Source organism: Stappia sp. (assembly GCF_040110915.1).
Classification (GTDB): domain Bacteria; phylum Pseudomonadota; class Alphaproteobacteria; order Rhizobiales; family Stappiaceae; genus Stappia.
The window spans coordinates 2,225,034-2,241,374 of record NZ_CP157793.1; the positions used below are offsets into that span (position 1 = coordinate 2,225,034).

Annotated in this window: 14 protein-coding genes; 5 read left to right on the forward strand and 9 right to left on the reverse strand. The window is 68.3% G+C overall.

The annotated features are described in order from the left end of the window. Positions 1-132: 132 nt before the first annotated feature. From ABL312_RS09735 to ABL312_RS09750, 4 genes are all read right to left on the reverse strand, one after another. A complete protein-coding gene (locus tag ABL312_RS09735; protein ID WP_349361192.1) occupies positions 133-942 on the reverse strand; it encodes an NAD(P)-dependent oxidoreductase in 810 nt (269 codons plus the stop codon). Between the two features lie 120 nt (positions 943-1,062). After that, the gene (locus tag ABL312_RS09740; protein ID WP_349361193.1) at positions 1,063-2,562 is read right to left on the reverse strand and encodes an aldehyde dehydrogenase; all 1,500 of its coding nucleotides are present in this window, start codon (positions 2,560-2,562) and stop codon (positions 1,063-1,065) included. Between the two features lie 511 nt (positions 2,563-3,073). Further along, positions 3,074-4,492: an amidase gene (locus ABL312_RS09745; RefSeq protein WP_349361194.1), complete on the reverse strand. Its 1,419-nt coding sequence runs from the start codon at positions 4,490-4,492 to the stop codon at positions 3,074-3,076. Beyond that, the gene (locus tag ABL312_RS09750; RefSeq protein ID WP_349361195.1) at positions 4,489-4,815 is read right to left on the reverse strand and encodes a hypothetical protein; all 327 of its coding nucleotides are present in this window, start codon (positions 4,813-4,815) and stop codon (positions 4,489-4,491) included. Before ABL312_RS09750 ends, ABL312_RS09745 begins: the two co-directional genes overlap by 4 nt. 229 nt (positions 4,816-5,044) lie before the next feature. On the opposite strand from ABL312_RS09750, the gene ABL312_RS09755 reads away from it, so the two are divergent. The 3 genes from ABL312_RS09755 to ABL312_RS09765 are packed head-to-tail and all read left to right on the forward strand — an operon-like array spanning position 5,045 to position 7,008. Next, positions 5,045-5,335 (forward strand): hypothetical protein, encoded by a 291-nt coding sequence (locus tag ABL312_RS09755; protein WP_349361196.1) that lies wholly within the window; start codon positions 5,045-5,047, stop codon positions 5,333-5,335. Beyond that, positions 5,332-5,904 carry a UbiX family flavin prenyltransferase gene (locus tag ABL312_RS09760; RefSeq protein ID WP_349361197.1) on the forward strand — a complete coding sequence of 191 codons (573 nt, stop codon included), beginning with the start codon at positions 5,332-5,334 and terminating at the stop codon, positions 5,902-5,904. Before ABL312_RS09755 ends, ABL312_RS09760 begins: the two co-directional genes overlap by 4 nt. 3 nt (positions 5,905-5,907) lie before the next feature. Then, positions 5,908-7,008, forward strand: coding sequence for an AbrB family transcriptional regulator (locus ABL312_RS09765; RefSeq protein WP_349361198.1), 1,101 nt, complete (start codon positions 5,908-5,910; stop codon positions 7,006-7,008). 627 nt (positions 7,009-7,635) lie between these two features. Here the strand turns inward: ABL312_RS09765 and ABL312_RS09770 are convergent. Continuing rightward, positions 7,636-8,526: an AraC family transcriptional regulator gene (locus tag ABL312_RS09770; protein ID WP_349361199.1), complete on the reverse strand. Its 891-nt coding sequence runs from the start codon at positions 8,524-8,526 to the stop codon at positions 7,636-7,638. 155 nt (positions 8,527-8,681) lie between these two features. On the opposite strand from ABL312_RS09770, the gene ABL312_RS09775 reads away from it, so the two are divergent. Beyond that, positions 8,682-9,551: an SDR family NAD(P)-dependent oxidoreductase gene (locus ABL312_RS09775; RefSeq protein ID WP_349361200.1), complete on the forward strand. Its 870-nt coding sequence runs from the start codon at positions 8,682-8,684 to the stop codon at positions 9,549-9,551. 10 nt (positions 9,552-9,561) lie between these two features. Continuing rightward, positions 9,562-10,374: an SDR family oxidoreductase gene (locus tag ABL312_RS09780; protein ID WP_349361201.1), complete on the forward strand. Its 813-nt coding sequence runs from the start codon at positions 9,562-9,564 to the stop codon at positions 10,372-10,374. Between the two features lie 179 nt (positions 10,375-10,553). On the opposite strand, the gene ABL312_RS09785 is transcribed toward ABL312_RS09780, so the two are convergent. The 4 genes from ABL312_RS09785 to ABL312_RS09800 are packed head-to-tail and all read right to left on the reverse strand — an operon-like array spanning position 10,554 to position 16,333. Further along, positions 10,554-11,255, reverse strand: coding sequence for a VIT family protein (locus ABL312_RS09785; RefSeq protein WP_349361202.1), 702 nt, complete (start codon positions 11,253-11,255; stop codon positions 10,554-10,556). Beyond that, complete coding sequence (locus tag ABL312_RS09790) at positions 11,252-13,159, reverse strand: heavy metal translocating P-type ATPase (protein ID WP_349361203.1); 1,908 nt, start codon at positions 13,157-13,159, stop codon at positions 11,252-11,254. Before ABL312_RS09790 ends, ABL312_RS09785 begins: the two co-directional genes overlap by 4 nt. Positions 13,160-13,164: 5 nt before the next feature. Then, entirely contained in the window at positions 13,165-14,145 is a 981-nt protein-coding gene (locus ABL312_RS09795) for an FAD:protein FMN transferase (RefSeq protein WP_349361204.1), read from the reverse strand. Beyond that, entirely contained in the window at positions 14,126-16,333 is a 2,208-nt protein-coding gene (locus tag ABL312_RS09800; protein WP_349361205.1) for a PepSY domain-containing protein, read from the reverse strand. The genes ABL312_RS09795 and ABL312_RS09800 overlap by 20 nt, the downstream gene beginning before the upstream one ends. Positions 16,334-16,341 lie beyond the last annotated feature (8 nt).

A 16,341-nucleotide genomic window follows, 5' to 3' on the forward strand; every position in this document is an offset into this window, starting at 1 on the left:
AAGGAAAACTTCTCTTTCTGCGCCAATTTGCTCAATAGAATTGCGTTCATCCCCAGAACGATCAAGTTAAAACCAAATGTATTGTCGACACTGACATGAACCGAGCTCGGGACATGCGGCCGACCGACCGGCTCAGTCCGGCATTGGCAGACCGCGTGCGATCTTGAGGGCCTTGACCGCCTCCTTCAGCGCTCCGGCGAGCGGGAGGGCGCGCCGGGCGGCATCGGCCTCGGACAGCAGGATCATCAGATCCTTCTCCGCCCACAGCATGCCGCGTTCGTCGGCGCGGGTGCGCAAGGCCCAATTGTCGGCACTGCCAAGCGCCAGCGCCGCGCGAAGGCGCTCCCGGTCGACACCCATGGCCTCGGCGAGATCGAGCCCCTCGACCGTGGCCGTGAGGCAGGCCCAGAGGATCATGTTGCTGATCATCTTGGCGGTCTGGCCGCCACCGAGCGGACCGACATGAACGATGTCGGAACAAAAGCTCTGGAAGACCGGGCGACAGGCGGCGACCGCCGCATCCGGGCCGCCGGCAAACATCAGGAGTGTGCCGTCGGCGGCCGCCGCCTCGCCGCGCGAGACCGGCGCGTCGACCAGCACGACCCCCGTGTCGGCAAGACGCGCGCCCAGTCGCTTGATCGCGGCGGGCGGAACGGTCGACGCGATCGCGATGATCAGGCCGGCCGGGGCAGCGGGGACCAGACCGCCGTCACCGAACAGGACCAGCTCCACCTCCGCCTCGAAGCCGACCATCACCACGATCAGGTCGCAGCACCGGGCGAGGTCGGCAGGTCTGGCACGAAGTGTCACGCCGGCACGCCGCCCGGCCTCGGCCGTTGCCGGGTTTGCGTCCACGCCCTGCACGTCGAAGCCGGCACGGAGCAAGGATAGAGCGATCCCCATCCCCATCCGCCCCAACCCGACGATCCCGACAGACGGCATTGCCGAAGCTCCCCTGGCGCTTGTCCTTCCGGACGGGCTCGCCTGAGCGAAGGGACTTCGCGCAGGCTCGACAATTTGGAGCACGGCGTTGCCGGACAAGCCGGGCAACTGGCCCCCGCACTAAGCCGCGCCGAGCTGACGCAACGGCCCCGGCGCGAGCCGGGTGGAGACGAATTTCTCATGCGTGTAGAAGCGCTCGCAGGCCGCGCCGCCCTCGCGGCCGACACCCGATTCCTTGAAGCCGCCAAAGGGCGCGCGCAGGTCGCGCATCATGCTCGCGTTGACCATGACACCACCGGACCGCAGGCGCGGAACGACGGCGTTGACGGTCGGCAGATGGTCCGACCACACATAGGACATGAGGCCGAAATCGGTGCCGTTGGCGATTGCCACCGCCTCCTCGATCCCGTCGAAGGGCAGGAAGGTCGCGAAGGGGCCGAAGATTTCCTCCTGCGCCACGCGCGTCTCGTTGGACGCGGCGACCACGGCCGTCGGCCTGACGAAATAGCCATTGCCCAGGCTCTCGTCGCGGACACCGCCCGTCACGAGCCGGCCGCCCTCGTTCCGCGCGAGTTCGGCATAGGACAGGACGCGGTTCATATGCTGCTCGGAGGCCACCGGCCCCATCTCGGTCGCATCGTCGGTCGGATCGCCGAGCCGGATACGCTCGGCCCGCTCGGCGAACCGCGCCACGAAGGCGTCGAAGACCGGCCGCTCCACCAGGATGCGCGAGCCGGCGAGACATTGCTGACCGGCATTGGTGTAGATGCCGAGCAGCGCGCCATCGAGCGCCTGGTCGAGATCGGCGGAGGCGAAGACGATGTTGGCGGACTTGCCGCCGAGTTCCGTCATGCAGGGTATGAGATTGCGGGCCGCGGACGCCATGATGGCGCGGCCGGTCTCCGTGCCCCCGGTGAAGGAGACCAGGTCGACGTCCGGATGCGCAACGAGCGCCGCACCCGTCACCGGCCCGCGTCCATTGACGACATTGACGGCGCCCTCCGGCAGCCCCGCCTCGTGCAGGAGTTCCACCAGGCGGACAAGCGCCGAGGGCGTCTGCTCGGACGGCTTCAGCACGCAGGTATTGCCGAATGCCAGCGCGGCGGCGACTTTCATGGAGCCGAGCGAAATCGGAGAATTCCACGGCGCGAGCAGGGCGGCGACGCCGATGGGCTCACGCGCCACGACCGTGCGATAGCCTTTCACCTGGTCGTAGACGACACCGGAAGACTGGCCGATATACTCGGCGAAGAAACGGAAGCAACGCGCCGTGCGCTTCAGATAGCGCGTCAGGAGATCGCGCATGGGCTTGCCGGTGTCGAGGCATTCGAGGCCGGCGAGAAGCGGGATGTTGGCCTCGATGACCTCGGAGAACCGGCAGAGACGGTCTTGCCGCTCCTCGACGCCGAGACGCGGCCACGGTCCGCGATCGAAGGCGCGGCGCGCCGCGGCGACGGCGCGGTCGATATCGGCGGCCTCGTCCTCGACCAGCGTCGCGACCCGGCCGCCGGTTGCCGGATAGAAGACCGGGATCTCGGCCCCACCGCCGCGCACCGGCACCCCATCGATCAGCGCCGTCACGGTCTGCCGGATGTCGCTGTCAGCAAGCGGCAGCTTCATCGTCCCTCCCCCATCGTCATTCCTGTCCTCCCGCATCGAGCCGACGGTCCGCGCAGAACCCGCGTCGATTGTCCCGTCGCACCGCAACCGCGCGGCCCTCCACAGCCGCAAGGCAGCGACGACCGCGCCGCGCGGGCCGCACCCGCATCGCCTCACTCCGCGAACTCGCCTCATTCTGTTAACACTTTGCTATCACAACGCTGCAACATGGGTCAACATGACGCAGCGATGGCTCGTGACATCCTGCTCACGCAAAAGCCGTGAGCGCGTGTTCCTGGCGCAACAGCATGCATCGGGGACGACGGTCGCTGCGGACATGATTTCCAAGGCTTCGATATATTTATCTGATTATATTCATTTTTTTATTCCACCCCGCCAATCCGGCGCCCCATTGCGCGTGTCCGGCCCGGATGTCCGACAAGCGTCCGGACAAGAGGCAGCGCACCCGCGCTCGATTGCGGTCTTTCGCGCGCTCAACCCGCCACAAACTAAAAGTGTCAACATTTTAGGATCACGATCGCGTCGTTGAATCCGGCAATGCGGTTGACGACGCTTCCTCCCAGGCGAAACCCGGCGGTGCGTTCATCCGGCCGAGAGCCCGCTCCAGACCGTCGGCGATCCGTAGCAGGCGCGCCTCGCCATAAGCAGGCGCCGAAAGCTGAACGGCGAGCGGCAGACCGGTCCGCGACACTCCGACGGGCATGGACAGCGTCGGATCGCCCAGGAGATTGAAGGGCGTGCGCATATGGCGCCGATAGGTCGCGGCGAGCGCGGCCGGATCGTCGATCCGGCAGGGAAGCGTGAAGGACGACAGGCCGACCACGGCATCGACCGCCGCTGTCGCGCGCCGATAGCGCGCGATGAGTTCGGCGCGCGCCTGTTGAGCGACGATGAAGTCGGACGCGCTGAGGGCGGCACCGGCCTGCAGCTTTTCGCGGCTGATCGCGCAGTAGTCGTCGGGTCGTTCCGCAAGCCAGGCCCGGTGCACCGTATGGGCCTCGGCGCGGTGGATCGTCAGCGCCGTGGCCTGAAGCGCATCAAAGGGCGGCAGATCGTCGAGCGCGACGATCTCGGCGCCGGCATCGCGCAGGGCGGCAAGGGCATTGTCGAAACCCGCCTCGATCTCCGGATCGATCGCTCCCCCGGCCGCCGCGTGAAAGGCGTCGAGCGTGCCGATCCGCAGGCCCTCGAGATCGCGCCCGAGTTCCGCGCCATAGGAGCCGCCCCCTCGGGCGGGCTCGGCGATCACATCCATGACGCGCGCGCAATCGTCCACGGTGCGGGTCAGCGGCCCGACATGGTCGAGCGAAAAGGCAAGCGGAAAACAGCCCCGGCGCGGCACCGCGTCATAGGTGGGCTTCAGGCCGACGAGGCCGCAGGCCGTGGCAGGGCTGCGCACCGATCCCAGCGTATCCGTGCCGATCCCCGCCATTGCGAGCCCGGCGGCGACCGCGGCGCCCGACCCGCTGGTCGATCCGCCCGGATGATGATCCCGGTTCCAGGGATTGCGCGCCGGCGGGAAAGGCAGGTCGAAGGTCGGGCCGCCGGTGCCGAACTCGTGAAGGGCGGTCTTGCCGAGGAGAACGGCTCCGGCCGCCGCGAGCCGGGCGACAACGGCGGCGTCCGCGGTCGCCGGCTCTTCGGGCACGATCCGCGAATGGCATGTCGTGACCATGCCCGCGACATCGAAGATATCCTTCAGGCAATAGGGGATGCCGTGCATCGGGCCATGATCCACGCCGGCGCGAAAAGCGGCATCGGCCCGCTCGGCCGCGGAAAGCGCCGGCTCCTCCATAACGGTCAGATAGGCATCGATCCGATCATCGAGCCGCGCAATGCGGTCGAGATGAAGCCGGGTCAGGTCGACGCTGGTGATCGCACCGGCGCGCAGGAGGCGACCGGCCTCCGCAATGGTCGGACAGCAGGTCATGATGCGCCCGGCCCATTGTCTGGCGCGACGTCCGGCGCGACGTCTGGCGCAAAGTCTGGCGCAAAGTCTGGCGCGACGTCCGGCACGAACCGGTAGGCCGGCTCGGCCGTGGGATCGAGGGCAATGCCGGGATCGAACCCGACACGGCGATCGTGTCCACCGCCCGGTCCCGCCGAACGCCCCGTGACCTTGGCGACCGGGCCCGCCTGCCGGACCTTCGCCGTCAACGGCCCTGTCCGCTCTTGGTCCGTCGTCCCCGGTCCGCCCGTCCGCAAGCCGGCGGCCTCCCGGCCTTCGGTCGTGTCGGTATCGTCTGACATCATGCCCGGTTTCCTCCCGTTTCTCCCGCCCCTCTCCCCCGCCTCTCGATGGACCGGCATGGCGCGCGCCCGGCCGTACAGGCCTTCCCCGCCCGGGCCCTGCCAGCTTGGGCCTTTCCATCCGGCACGGCCTTGACTAAAGTGTCAACACTTTTTGGACAACGTCCCGTTGCGCCAACCGGGTCGATGCAGACCCTTGGGCGATTGCGAAGGACAGGGAGGAAGACAGCGCATGGAGAGCGAACAACCGGCCTGGCCGGCAGGCCGTGCCCCGGCGCATGACAGCCGGCGCAAGATGCGATTTCCGATCGGCCGAAGCCGTCCGATCGAAAGGAACGCGTTCACGCTCAATATCTTGCAGCATAGTGTCGTCGGCGGTGCCGGTCAGCTTTTGCGCAACCTGCTCATGCCCGTTGCCGTCGTCCGACCCGCCGGCATGCAGACGTTCATGCAACCGGCCTTCGCCCGGACTGGTGCGATCCCGCAATCCGCCACTTTCGATCAACGCGTGGTTCCTTCATGACCGCATCGCCACCCATGATCATCGGCATTTCGGGAGCGTCCGGGGTCATCTACGGGATTCGGGCCCTGGAAATCCTGCGCATGCTTGGCATCGAGACCCATCTCGTGGTCACCAAATCGGCGGAAATGACCATGCGCTCCGAGGTCGACATCGCACCGCGCGACGTCAAGGCGCTCGCCGATCACTGCCATCCGGTCGGCGATGTCGGAGCATCGATCGCGTCCGGTTCGTTTCGCACGCGCGGCATGCTGATCCTGCCCTGCTCGATCCGCACGATGGGCGAGATCGCCACCGGCGTGACGTCGTCGCTTCTGCCCCGCGCAGCCGACGTCGTCCTCAAGGAGCGTCGCAGGCTGGTGCTCGGCCTCAGGGAAACGCCGCTCCATCTCGGCCACATGCGCTCCATGACGGCCGTCACGGAGGCCGGCGCGATCGTTGCGCCGCTGGTGCCGGCCTTCTATACCCGGCCCACGCAGATCACCCAGATCATCGACCATTCGGTCGGCCGGCTGCTCGATCTGTTCGATATCGATGCCGGCATTGCCGGTCGCTGGGCCGGGCGGGGCTGAGCCTTGGCCCGTCGCTTGCGCAAGGTTTTCGTCGCCACCGCAACGCTTGCCGTTGCTGCTGCGGGAGGGCTCGGCGCGAGCGTCCTCGGTCTGCCTCTACCGTGGCTCCTGGGATCCCTGATCGGCACCGCCCTGCTCGCCGTCAGCGGCCTCAGGATCGCGGGCAAGCCGCCGGCCTTTCCCGAACGGATCCGTCTGGCTGCCGTGCCGGTGATCGGCGTCATGATCGGCGCGGGGGTCAGCGCCGACGTCTTCTCCGCTCTCGGCCAGTGGTGGCCGAGCCTCCTGCTGCTGGTGCCGTTCATCCTGGCGCTGCAGCTGGTCAATTTCGCCGTGTTTCATCGTCTCGGCGGTTACGATCTGCCGACGGCCTTTTTCGCTGCAAGCCCCGGCGGGCTCATCGAGTCGGTGCTGATCGGCGAGAGCCGCGGCGGCACGGTCGCCCTCATGAGCATGCAGCATTTCAGCCGCATCGCGCTCAGCGTGCTCATCATTCCCGTCCTGTTCACCTTCGTCACCGGCCAGAGCGTCGGCAGCGCTGCGGGTGCCAGTCTTGCCGCCCCCGAGAACGGCAGCCTGACGGTGCGCGACGCCGTGCTGCTGGCCGCCTCCGGCCTCGTCGGCACTGTGGCGGGCCGCGCCCTTCGCCTGCCGGCGGCCATCATGATCGGGCCGTTTCTCGCGAGTGCGGCCATCCATGCGGGCGGTTTGACGAACGCCAGCGTCCCGACGGTCCTGGTCATGGCGGCCCAGGTCATCCTCGGCCTTGGCATCGGACTGCGCTTCGTCGGCCAGGGTCGGTGCACGCTCGCGCATGGCTTCGGCCTCGCCCTCGTCGCCCTGAGCCTGTCGCTCGGCCTCGCCGGCCTCATCGCCATCGCCCTGTCGGCATCGGGAATTGCCACGCCGGAAGCAGTGTTTCTGGCCTTCGCACCCGGCGGGCTCGCCGAAATGAGCCTGATCGCGATCTCGCTCGGCATTTCGCCGGTCTTCGTGACGACCCATCACGTCCTCCGGATCGTCATCGCCATCAGCCTGTCGAGCCTGGTTTTCCGGCTGGTCTGCGCCGTCTTGAACCGACGCGGGCGCATGCCGCGCGCGTGACGCGCCGCGACGGAGCACGTCGTGCGCAAACGCCTCGGCAATTGCCTCTCTCCCCCTCCCGGCTGACTGTCTCGCAACAATCAGCGTCGGGCGGTCGATCCGGATGAACAACCAGGTAAGAGATTACAGCTGGTACGGGCCATTGCTTGAGGTCCGAAGACTGCCGCCCCCGAGACACCGTTTCCGGCCCGCGTGGCGCCGGAGCAGGTCCGCGGCCCCTCCCGCATACTCGTCGAAAACAACGAAAACACCCGGCCGCAGCCCGATCGGCAGAACGCGTTCGCTATTGCGAATGGCCAAGGGGGGGACGGACGAAACTCGAGCCCGAAGCCATTGCGCTTCGGTCTGGCGGTGGCAAGACGCAAATGAAAATGGCGGAGCTTCCGAGAGAAAGCTCGAACCCGACGGGTTCGCAAGGCGAAGAGCCGTCCGAGCCGATGCGAGGTCCCGACTGGAGCGAAGCCCGAAGGGCGACGGCGCGAAGTCAGAGAATGGCGGAGGGGACGGGACCGGGGGCGAACGTTCTCTACCCCATAAACCATTGTTTCTATTTGCTAGACCATATTTGAGATCGCTATCCGCACAAGAGGCGACTGCCACCCAAAACAAAACGTCGAGGACCCACGGCTATTCCGCCGCATGAGCCACGCGGTCCTGCCTTGGCGCGCGGCCGAACTTGCGGGCGTATTCCCGTGAGAACTGGGCCGAGCTTTCGTAACCCACCCCGAAGGCGATCTCGGAGACCTTCCCGTTCGTGCTGCGCAAGGCTTCGCGGGCGCGCAACAGGCGCAGGTCCTTTTGGTATTGCAGCGGAGACGTGCCGGTCACCGCCTTGAAATGCTCGAAGAAGGCGGAACTGCTCATGCCGGCCCGCTCCGCGAGATCACCGACCACCAGCGGGCGGGCGAGGTCCGACTGGATTTCGCGCGTGGCCTGGAAGATGCGGCTGGCCGTCGTCTCGTGCCAGAGGAGCCTCCGCAACGTCTCGGCATGGGGGCCGAGGAGGAGCCGCGCATGGATCTCGCGCGCCGCGATTGGGGCCAGCAGGCGGCGCGAGTCTTCGCCCTCGCAATGGCGCAGGTATCGCAAGAGCGCCTCCTCCATCTCCGGATCGGTCTGGCAGAGTGAGATCGAGAACGGGTCCGGCTGACCCGTGGCGCGCGCCCCCACCAGGTCGGCGGCAAGGCCGCGCAGGAGGTCGAGGTCGATCGGGAAGACCAACGCGACGTAGGGGCGATCCGGCGCCGCTTCGGTGATGCGCGAGACGACGGGCAGGGCATGGCTGACGACAAGGGATTGGCCGTCGGCCACGCGCAGGGTTCTTTTGCTCGTGCCGACCTCCTTGGCGCCCTGCAGCACGAGGCACAGAAGCGGGCGATAGACGGTCGCATCCTGCCCGCTCGGCGCGCAGAACCGCAGGAAATGCAGGCCGCTCGGGCCATGTGCGAGCGCACCTTGCGCCGGTCCTTCCCGGTCGAGCAGGGCCGATACATGCTGCAAGAGGGCTTCGTGAGTCATGCTTTCCTCCCTGCGCCCCTCTAGCACAGCGCACCTGCTGCTTTGTACGATAACTTCTCCACTTGGAGGATCAGGCAAAAAATTCGGTCAATCGTGAAAGATTGGCCGTCACCATCGGACTAGGGTCGATCCATCAACACACGAGGAGGACGACCATGGCGAAGGTCTTGATCACGGGGATCGCGGGCGGCTTCGGCAAGCCGACAGCGCTGGCGCTCATGGCTCGCGGGCACGTGGTGGCGGGCAGCGTGCGCAGCCGCGCGGGGCCGAATGCGGGAACGCTGGCGGAACTGGAGGCCGCCGGTGCGCGGATCGTCCAGATGGATGTGACCGATACGGGCGGCACCGAAGCTGGCGTGGCCGAAGCCATCGCGGCGCTCGGCGGTCTCGACGTTCTGTTCAACAATGCCGGGATCGGCTCCTACGGGATCCAGGAACTGATGTCGCCCGAGGACATGGCCCGCGTTTTCGACGTGAACGTCACCGGCGTGCAGCGGGTGATGCGCGCCGTCCTGCCGCACATGCGGGCGAACGGGCGCGGCACGGTCCTCTACACTTCCAGCCTGATCGGGCGGATCGCGACGCCTTTTTACGGCACCTATTCCGCGTCGAAATGGGCGTTGGAGGCCATCGTCGAATGCTACCGGACGGAGCTCTCGGGCTTCGGAATCGAGTCCTGCCTCATCGAGCCCGGTGCGATGCCGACGGCCTTCTTCGACGGCTTGGTCACGCCGAGCGATCCTGGCCGCGAGGCCGGCTATGGCGACTTCGCGCAGGTGCCGGCCATGTCGGCGGCCGGCCTTGCCCAGATGCTCGACGCAACCCCTGCGCAGCGACCCGAGCGGATCGCCGAGGCAGTGGTGGCGCTGCTCGACATGCCTCACGGACAGAAACCCTTCCGCACGGTCGTCGACCATACCGGCGTGGGCCCCGAGATCGAACGCTACAACGACGTGCTGCACGACGTGACGCGCACCGTCCTGACCAGTTTCGGCATCGAGCGGATGCTCGACCTGAACGCCTGAGGAGAAAGACATGAAGACCATCCTGATCACCGGCGCCTCCTCCGGAATCGGCAAGGCCACCGCCCTGCGCTTCCAGTCCGAGGGCTGGAACGTCGTCGCCACGATGCGCGATCCCTCCGCAGGGGCGGATCTGGCCTCGTTGGACAACGTCCACGTCACCCGGCTCGACGTGACCGACCCGGGCTCCATCGCCGCCGCCGTGGCTGACGGGCTGTCCCGGTTTGGTCGGATCGACGTGCTTCTCAACAACGCGGGCTACGGTGCCTACGGCCCGCTCGAGGCCTTTTCGGCCGAGCGCATCCGCCGCCAGTTCGACACCAACGTGATCGGCCTTCTGGAGGTGACGAAGGCGGTGCTCCCGCACATGCGCGAGAACCGCTCGGGCACCATCGTCAACATCTCGTCCATCGGCGGGCAGATCACCTTCCCGCTCGGGACGCTCTACCACGGCACCAAGTTCGCGGTCGAAGGCCTGTCCGAGGCGCTGCATTACGAGCTGGAGCCGCTCGGCATCCGTGTGCGGATCGTGGAGCCGGGAATGATCAGGACGGATTTCGGCGGCCGCTCCTTCGACTTCGCGATGGACGAGACGCTCTCGGACTACGCCCCGACCGCCGAGGCGATGGGGCGGCTGTTCGGCAAGCTGGCCTCGGACCCCTCCGCGCCCGAGGTGGTCGCGGAGGTCATCTGGCAGGCCGTAAACGAGACCGGGGACCGCCTCCGGTTCCGCGCGGGCGCCGATGCCGAGGCATTGCTCAACGACCGAAAGGGCAAGGACGACGAGACGTTCATAGGCGGGATCAAGGACCTGATGGGGAGCTGACGTCAGCCTGTAGAGCAACCACACACCAGAGTTGGCGGACGCGGTGCGTCAGGGCACGGGCAGAACGGCCCGCCGCTACTCTTGCGCTCGTCAGGAACGCGTTCGATCCCGGTCGCGAAACGTGGAAGGGCGGATGAGCCTGACATCCACCCCAACTCCAACCAGAACCCCACAAACTGCTACCCCACCGTGACGCCAAACAGCGCTCCCACCGCTGCTGTCGCAGCCATTGCGATAGCGCCCCAGAGGGTGACCCGCGCAGCGCCCCGAACGACACCAGCGCCGCCGACGGATGCGCCCAGCCCACCGAGAACCGCGAGGCCCACGATCGTCAATGCCGCCACGAACAGCGCGATCGAAGTTTCGGGCGCCAATAGAACGACGATCAGCGGAACGACCGCACCCACGGCGAATGTGAGAGCCGAGACCAGCGCCGCCTGGATCGGGCGTGCCGTAACGGTCTCGGAGATGCCGAGTTCGTCGCGGGCATGCGATCCGAGCGCGTCGCGTTCTGTCAGCTGGTGGGCCACCTTTTCCGCCAGGTCGCGATCCAGCCCCCGGTCTACGTAGATCCGGGTGAGCTCCTCGAGCTCTGCCTCAGGCGTTTCCGCCAGCTCGCGGGTCTCGCGGGCAAGATCGGCTTGTTCCGCATCGGTCTGGGAACTCACCGAGACGTATTCGCCTGCCGCCATCGACATCGCACCGGCCACGAGGCCAGCCAGCCCCGCTATCAGGACCTCCGGCTTTCCGGATCCCGCTGCGGCGACGCCGACCACGAGACTCGCAGTCGAGACGAGCCCGTCGTTGGCGCCGAGAACGGCGGCCCGTAGCCAGCCGATGCGATGCACCATATGGATTTCGGAATGCGCAAGGCGGCTCATGGCGTGGCTCCCTGGAGTTTGTCGGCTTGCCCGCCCGAAGCTGGCTTTGGATTAGGAATGGTGGGTTCCTGGGGCGTGATGCACAGCGCGCGGAGGGCATTCAGGATCACGGCGACATCGATGACTTCCTGCAGGAGCGCCCCCTGCACCGGGGTGAGGTATCCGAAGGCGGCCGCGATCATGCCCATGACCGATAGGCCGATCCCGGCGACAACGCTTTCGACGGCGATGCGGCGCGCACCGCGCGCGATCTCGATCCCCGGTCCGAGCCGGTCGACACGGTCGACCAGCAGCACGACGTCCGCCGCCTCCGCCGATGCAGCGGCCCCGCGCGCCCCCATCGCAACACCCACATCGGCCGCAGCGAGTGCAGGAGCGTCGTTGACCCCGTCGCCCACCATCATGACGGGCCCGTGCTTGCGCTCGCTGAGGACGAGCAACACTTTCTGGTCTGGCGTCAGCCCGGCCCGCAGACCGTCGAGCCCAAGCCCTTCGGTGACACGCTCGGCCACGTCAGCGCGGTCTCCGGTGGCGAGCAGGATACGCGCGATCCCCTCGCGCCGCAGCCCGTCCAGCATCTGGCCCGCGCCGTCGCGCAGGGGATCGGACATGACGAGGTGCCCTGCCATGTGCCCGTCGACGGCGACGGCGACGAGGACCGAGCCGGCAGCGATGACGGAATGATCGCCGGGCCGCCGTCCGACGCGGGACGCGACGAAGGCATCCCCCCCGACGATGACCTTGCGGCCCTCGACATGGCCGACGACGCCTTCGCCCGGGATCTCCGCCACGTCCGACGGAACCGGCAGCGTGAAGCCCCGTGCCTTCGCGGCGGCGACAATGGCCTGCGCAACGGGGTGCTTGGAGGCCTGGTCGAGCGATGCCGCGAGGCGCAGGATATCGTCCTCCGCCATGCTGTCGTGGCTGTCGATCGAGACGATTTTCGGCCGGCCGTCGGTCAGCGTGCCGGTCTTGTCGAGGATCAGCGTTCGGATGCGCGCCATCGTCTCCAGCGGTCCCGCGCCCTTGATCAGCACCCCGAAATGCGCCGCCCGCGACAGACCGGCGACGAGCGCCACCGGCACCGCGAGGATCAGCGGACAAGGGGTGGCGACGACGAGCACGGCGACGGCCCGGATCGGGTCGCCGGTGAACCACCAGGCCGCGAAGGCAATCCCGACGGTCACCGCGAGAAAGCCCAGCGACCAGCGATCGGCCAGCCGCGACATCGGCGCTTTGGACGCCTGCGCCGCCTCCACCAGCCGGACGATCCCGGCATAGGTGCTGTGCTTCGCCTCGTGCGTCGCCGTGAGGTCGAAGGCCTCGCCCGCGTTGGTCGAGCCGCTCATCGCCTCGGCCCCGCGCGCCAGCCGCACCGGAAGTGACTCGCCGGTCAGCGCGGAGGTGTCGACAAAGGCCGTCTCGGAGGCCACCGTGCCGTCCACGGGCACGACGTCGCCCTGCCGGATCAGAAGACGGTCGCCGGGCGCGATGTCGTCGAGCGGGACCTCCTCCAGCCCGCCGTTGCGGTGGCGCGTCGCGGTCCGGGGCATGCGGGAGAGAAGGTCATGCATCTCGCGCCGGGCGCGGCCTTCGGCGAAGGCTTCGAGGAAGGTGCCGCCTGAGTACATGATCGCGACGACCGCCGCGGCGAGCGTCTCGCCGAAGACGAGAGCCGCCGACATCGACAGCGCGGCGACGATATCGAGGCCCACCTCGCCGGAGCGCAGGCTGCGCAGGATCTCCACCACGAGTGCGGCGAGCGCGGGAACGACGCCGGCGATCCAGATCAGGTTCGCAGCGTCGGGACGGCCGGAAAAGTAGAAGGCAAGTCCCGCAATCAGGCCGGTCGCGGCAATGAGCAGGATAGCGGTCTTCAAGCGGTCGGTCCGTGTCGTCTCCATGCGGCCTATCTCCCCTCGGCTGAGGCGATTGCCGCTGGCTCTTCGGAAAATAGTCGTCCTACTCCCACGCCCCGTGCGCTGGCATCATCATCGCGCAAGAGGAACAGGGCGTCGAGCCCGCTTCGTCTTGCGAGCGCAGCACCTTTGTCCGGCCCAAGCACCATGAGGGCCGTCGCCCAGGCATCGGCTTCGGCACAGGTTCGAGCCACGACGGTGACGGAGGCCGGCGACGCGATCAGCGGCGCGCCCCGCCTCGGGTCCATCGTGTGCGACAGGCGGCGCCCCTGCACCTCGACCCAGTGACGGTAGTCGCCCGAGGTGGCGACGGCGGCATCCTGCAGCGCGAGGATCGAATGCGGCGTCCGGCGCTCGGCGTCCGGCGCCTCGACCGCGATGGTCCAGGCTTCGCCGTCCGGCCGGAGGCCCATTGCACGCATCTCGCCATCGATCCCGACGAGTCCATCTGAAATCCCATGATGGCGCAGGGTCTCGGCGAGCCGGTCCACGCCATAGCCTTTGGCGATGCCGTTGAGGTCGAGTTTCAGGGCTGCGGCCTTGCGCACGCGGGCGCCGTCCATCTCCAGCGCCTCATGTGCCGGGCGTCGTGAGGCGGTCATCGCGGCGCGGATGCCATCCGGCGCGGCGTCCCCGGGCCCGAAGCCCCAGGCCGTCACCGCGTCGCCCATGCCAATGTCGAACGCCCCGCCCGTGGCGCGCCCGATCTCCAGGCCGAGGCGCAAGACCGCAGCGAGTTGCGCGGGCACCTCCACCCATTCTCCCACCGGCGCCGCGTTGAGCCGCATCAGGTCGCTGCCCGCGTTCCAGGTCGACATCTGTCCGTCCACCTCTTCCACGGCCGCCTGCAGCGCCGCGCGGATCGGGGCCGGGTCGAAGTCTGGCTCCGCGAAGAACAGCGCCGACCAGCGCGTGCCCATGGTCGGTCCGTTCAGAGCGATGCGCGCGCGCTCAGTAGACATCTTCGACATACCGCCCCTCCGCCTTCAGGACCGCCGGCGTCAGCCCGGCCGGCGCGAGGATCTCGGCCAGCACCTCGGCCACGCCGGCGGCCATGTCTCGTCCGCCGCAGACCATCACGCGCGCGCCATTGCGGATGAGCTCCGCGACCTGAGTGGCCTCGCCGCGCAGCGCGTCCTGGACGTAATGGGGACGCGCCCCCCGCGAGACGGCCGTGACCAGCCGTGTCAGACGCCCCTCGTCCTGCCATCCGGGGAACTCCTCGCCGTAGAAGAAATCGCTGTCGGGATGGCGCAGGCCGAAGAACAGGTGGATCGGCCTTCCGCGCGTGTTGGCGCGCACAAAGCCCGCGAGCGGCCCGATGCCGGTCCCCGCGCCGATCAGGATCAGGGGCGCCCGGCTTCGGCCCGGACGGAAGCCGGGGTTGGGGCGCAGGAAAGCGCTCACCGTGTCGCCAGGTTCCAGCGCTGTGAGCTGACCCGAGCAGAGGCCGCCGCGATGCTCCTTGACCACGATCTCGATGAAGTCGTCGCGGCGCCCAGAGGCGAGCGAGTAGAGCCGCGGGACGGCGCCTCCTTCGGGCAGAATGCCGATCAGGTCACCCGCCTGGAACCGTGCGAACCCGCCCCCGAGCAACCGTTGCCAGAGCGCAACGCGGGGAAGCGCGAAGCGGAGGATCGCCGTCGGGGCCTGCACCTCGGCGCCGTAGTCGCGCCGCGAGACGAGGGTCAGCGTGGTCGTTTGCGGCTGGACAGGCCGGTGCGACAGTTCGAGTTCGATCCCGAGAGCGTATCCGAGCGCCCGGCCCCAGCGCGCGAAATCCTGCGGCGATTGCCGGTCGATGGTGTCGAGCGGCAGAAGCTCGGGCCAACCCTTCGCCTGCGCCGCCGCCGCGACGTCCCTGGCGAAGGCGCAATAGGCCGGAAAGCTGCGGTCGCCGAAGCCGAGTACCGCAAGAGGAATGTCCGGCGCGCGGTCGGTCGCGTTCAGCCGGTCGAGAAAGCCCTTCGCCGAGGCCGGCGCCGCGCCGTCGCCATAGGTCGCGGCGAGCAAGATGATCCGCTGGGCCGCAGCGTAGCGCTCCGGAGCGAAGCCCGACATGGGGCCGACATGGACACTCTGCCCGGCTTGCGTCAGCGCGGCGTGAAGCGTCGCGGCAAAGCCCCAGGTGCTGCCGCCCTCGCTCCCGACAAGCAGGATCGTCTCGGCCCGCCCCGCGGACTGGTTGCCCCGGATGCGCGGTCGACCGCGCCGGCCGGCCAGCCAGACCAGCACGCCGGTCGCGCCCATGGCCGGAACCCCGAGCGCCATGAGCCCCAGCACGAGCCCCAGCGCTGCCGCGCCCTGTCCGGTGTGCAGCATGTAGATGGTTTCCGAAACGCGTTCCCAGCCGGTCAGGTCGGCCCAGGCCAGCAGCGCCCCGGTGCCCTGATCGAGATATCCGGTGCCCCGGTCGGTCTTGAGCGTGAAGACGTCCGTTGTGTCGCCGGGATAGGGAAAGCTAAGCTCGCGCAACTCGGCGACGGGCGTCTGCTGCAGCGTGGACATTCGGTCCAGCGCAAACCCGGTCTCTCCACTGACGTCGGTCGGCATGGACGGGATGGGGCCTCCGTCCGGTAGGAGATCGAAGGTGGACGCTGTCATCCAGAGGGCAGTCGTGGAGGACAGAACGAGGCCGACGACGGCGATCCGGGCGATCTCGACGTGCAGCCGCCCGGCAAGCGGTCCGCGCAAGCGCGCGAACCAGTGTCGCCAGCCTCCCGTCCGCCGCGCGACCAGCGCCGCGCCGGAGAGCGAGAGGATCAGCATCGCGGCAGCCCCTGCAGCCATTGCGATGCGGCCGCCATCCCCGAGGAAGAGCGACCGGTGCAGGTTGGTCAGCCAGCGTTCGGCCTGGTTCGGGTCGGCCGAGGCCACGCCCTCACCCGTCGCCGGGTCGATCACGGCGGCCCCCGGCGCGCCCTGATCGAACCAGTAGGCGGTGATCCGGCCCGAGGGTGATCGGCGGATCTGCTCGACGCCCGGATAGACCGTCTGGATGCGGTCCGCGAGGGCGGCGACCGTCAGTCCGGCTTCCGCCTGCGGCGCGGCGATGCGCTCGGCCGCAGGGAAGACCGACAGAGCCGCGCCGCTCAGGCTCAGGATGGTGACGAGCGCGAGGGCCAGAAGACCCGGCCAGCGATGGAGTGCACGGATCATGGCCCCGC

Bases quoted from the DNA above. Each gene is read 5' to 3' on its own strand.
- ABL312_RS09735 (WP_349361192.1), bottom strand. From the start codon at position 942: ATGCCGTCTGTCGGGATCGTCGGGTTGGGGCGGATGGGGATGGGGATC.
- ABL312_RS09740 (WP_349361193.1), bottom strand. From the start codon at position 2,562: ATGAAGCTGCCGCTTGCTGACAGCGACATCCGGCAGACCGTGACGGCG.
- ABL312_RS09745 (WP_349361194.1), bottom strand. From the start codon at position 4,492: ATGACCTGCTGTCCGACCATTGCGGAGGCCGGTCGCCTCCTGCGCGCC.
- ABL312_RS09750 (WP_349361195.1), bottom strand. From the start codon at position 4,815: ATGATGTCAGACGATACCGACACGACCGAAGGCCGGGAGGCCGCCGGC.
- ABL312_RS09755 (WP_349361196.1), top strand. From the start codon at position 5,045: ATGGAGAGCGAACAACCGGCCTGGCCGGCAGGCCGTGCCCCGGCGCAT.
- ABL312_RS09760 (WP_349361197.1), top strand. From the start codon at position 5,332: ATGACCGCATCGCCACCCATGATCATCGGCATTTCGGGAGCGTCCGGG.
- ABL312_RS09770 (WP_349361199.1), bottom strand. From the start codon at position 8,526: ATGACTCACGAAGCCCTCTTGCAGCATGTATCGGCCCTGCTCGACCGG.
- ABL312_RS09775 (WP_349361200.1), top strand. From the start codon at position 8,682: ATGGCGAAGGTCTTGATCACGGGGATCGCGGGCGGCTTCGGCAAGCCG.
- ABL312_RS09780 (WP_349361201.1), top strand. From the start codon at position 9,562: ATGAAGACCATCCTGATCACCGGCGCCTCCTCCGGAATCGGCAAGGCC.
- ABL312_RS09785 (WP_349361202.1), bottom strand. From the start codon at position 11,255: ATGAGCCGCCTTGCGCATTCCGAAATCCATATGGTGCATCGCATCGGC.
- ABL312_RS09790 (WP_349361203.1), bottom strand. From the start codon at position 13,159: ATGGAGACGACACGGACCGACCGCTTGAAGACCGCTATCCTGCTCATT.
- ABL312_RS09795 (WP_349361204.1), bottom strand. From the start codon at position 14,145: ATGTCGAAGATGTCTACTGAGCGCGCGCGCATCGCTCTGAACGGACCG.
- ABL312_RS09800 (WP_349361205.1), bottom strand. From the start codon at position 16,333: ATGATCCGTGCACTCCATCGCTGGCCGGGTCTTCTGGCCCTCGCGCTC.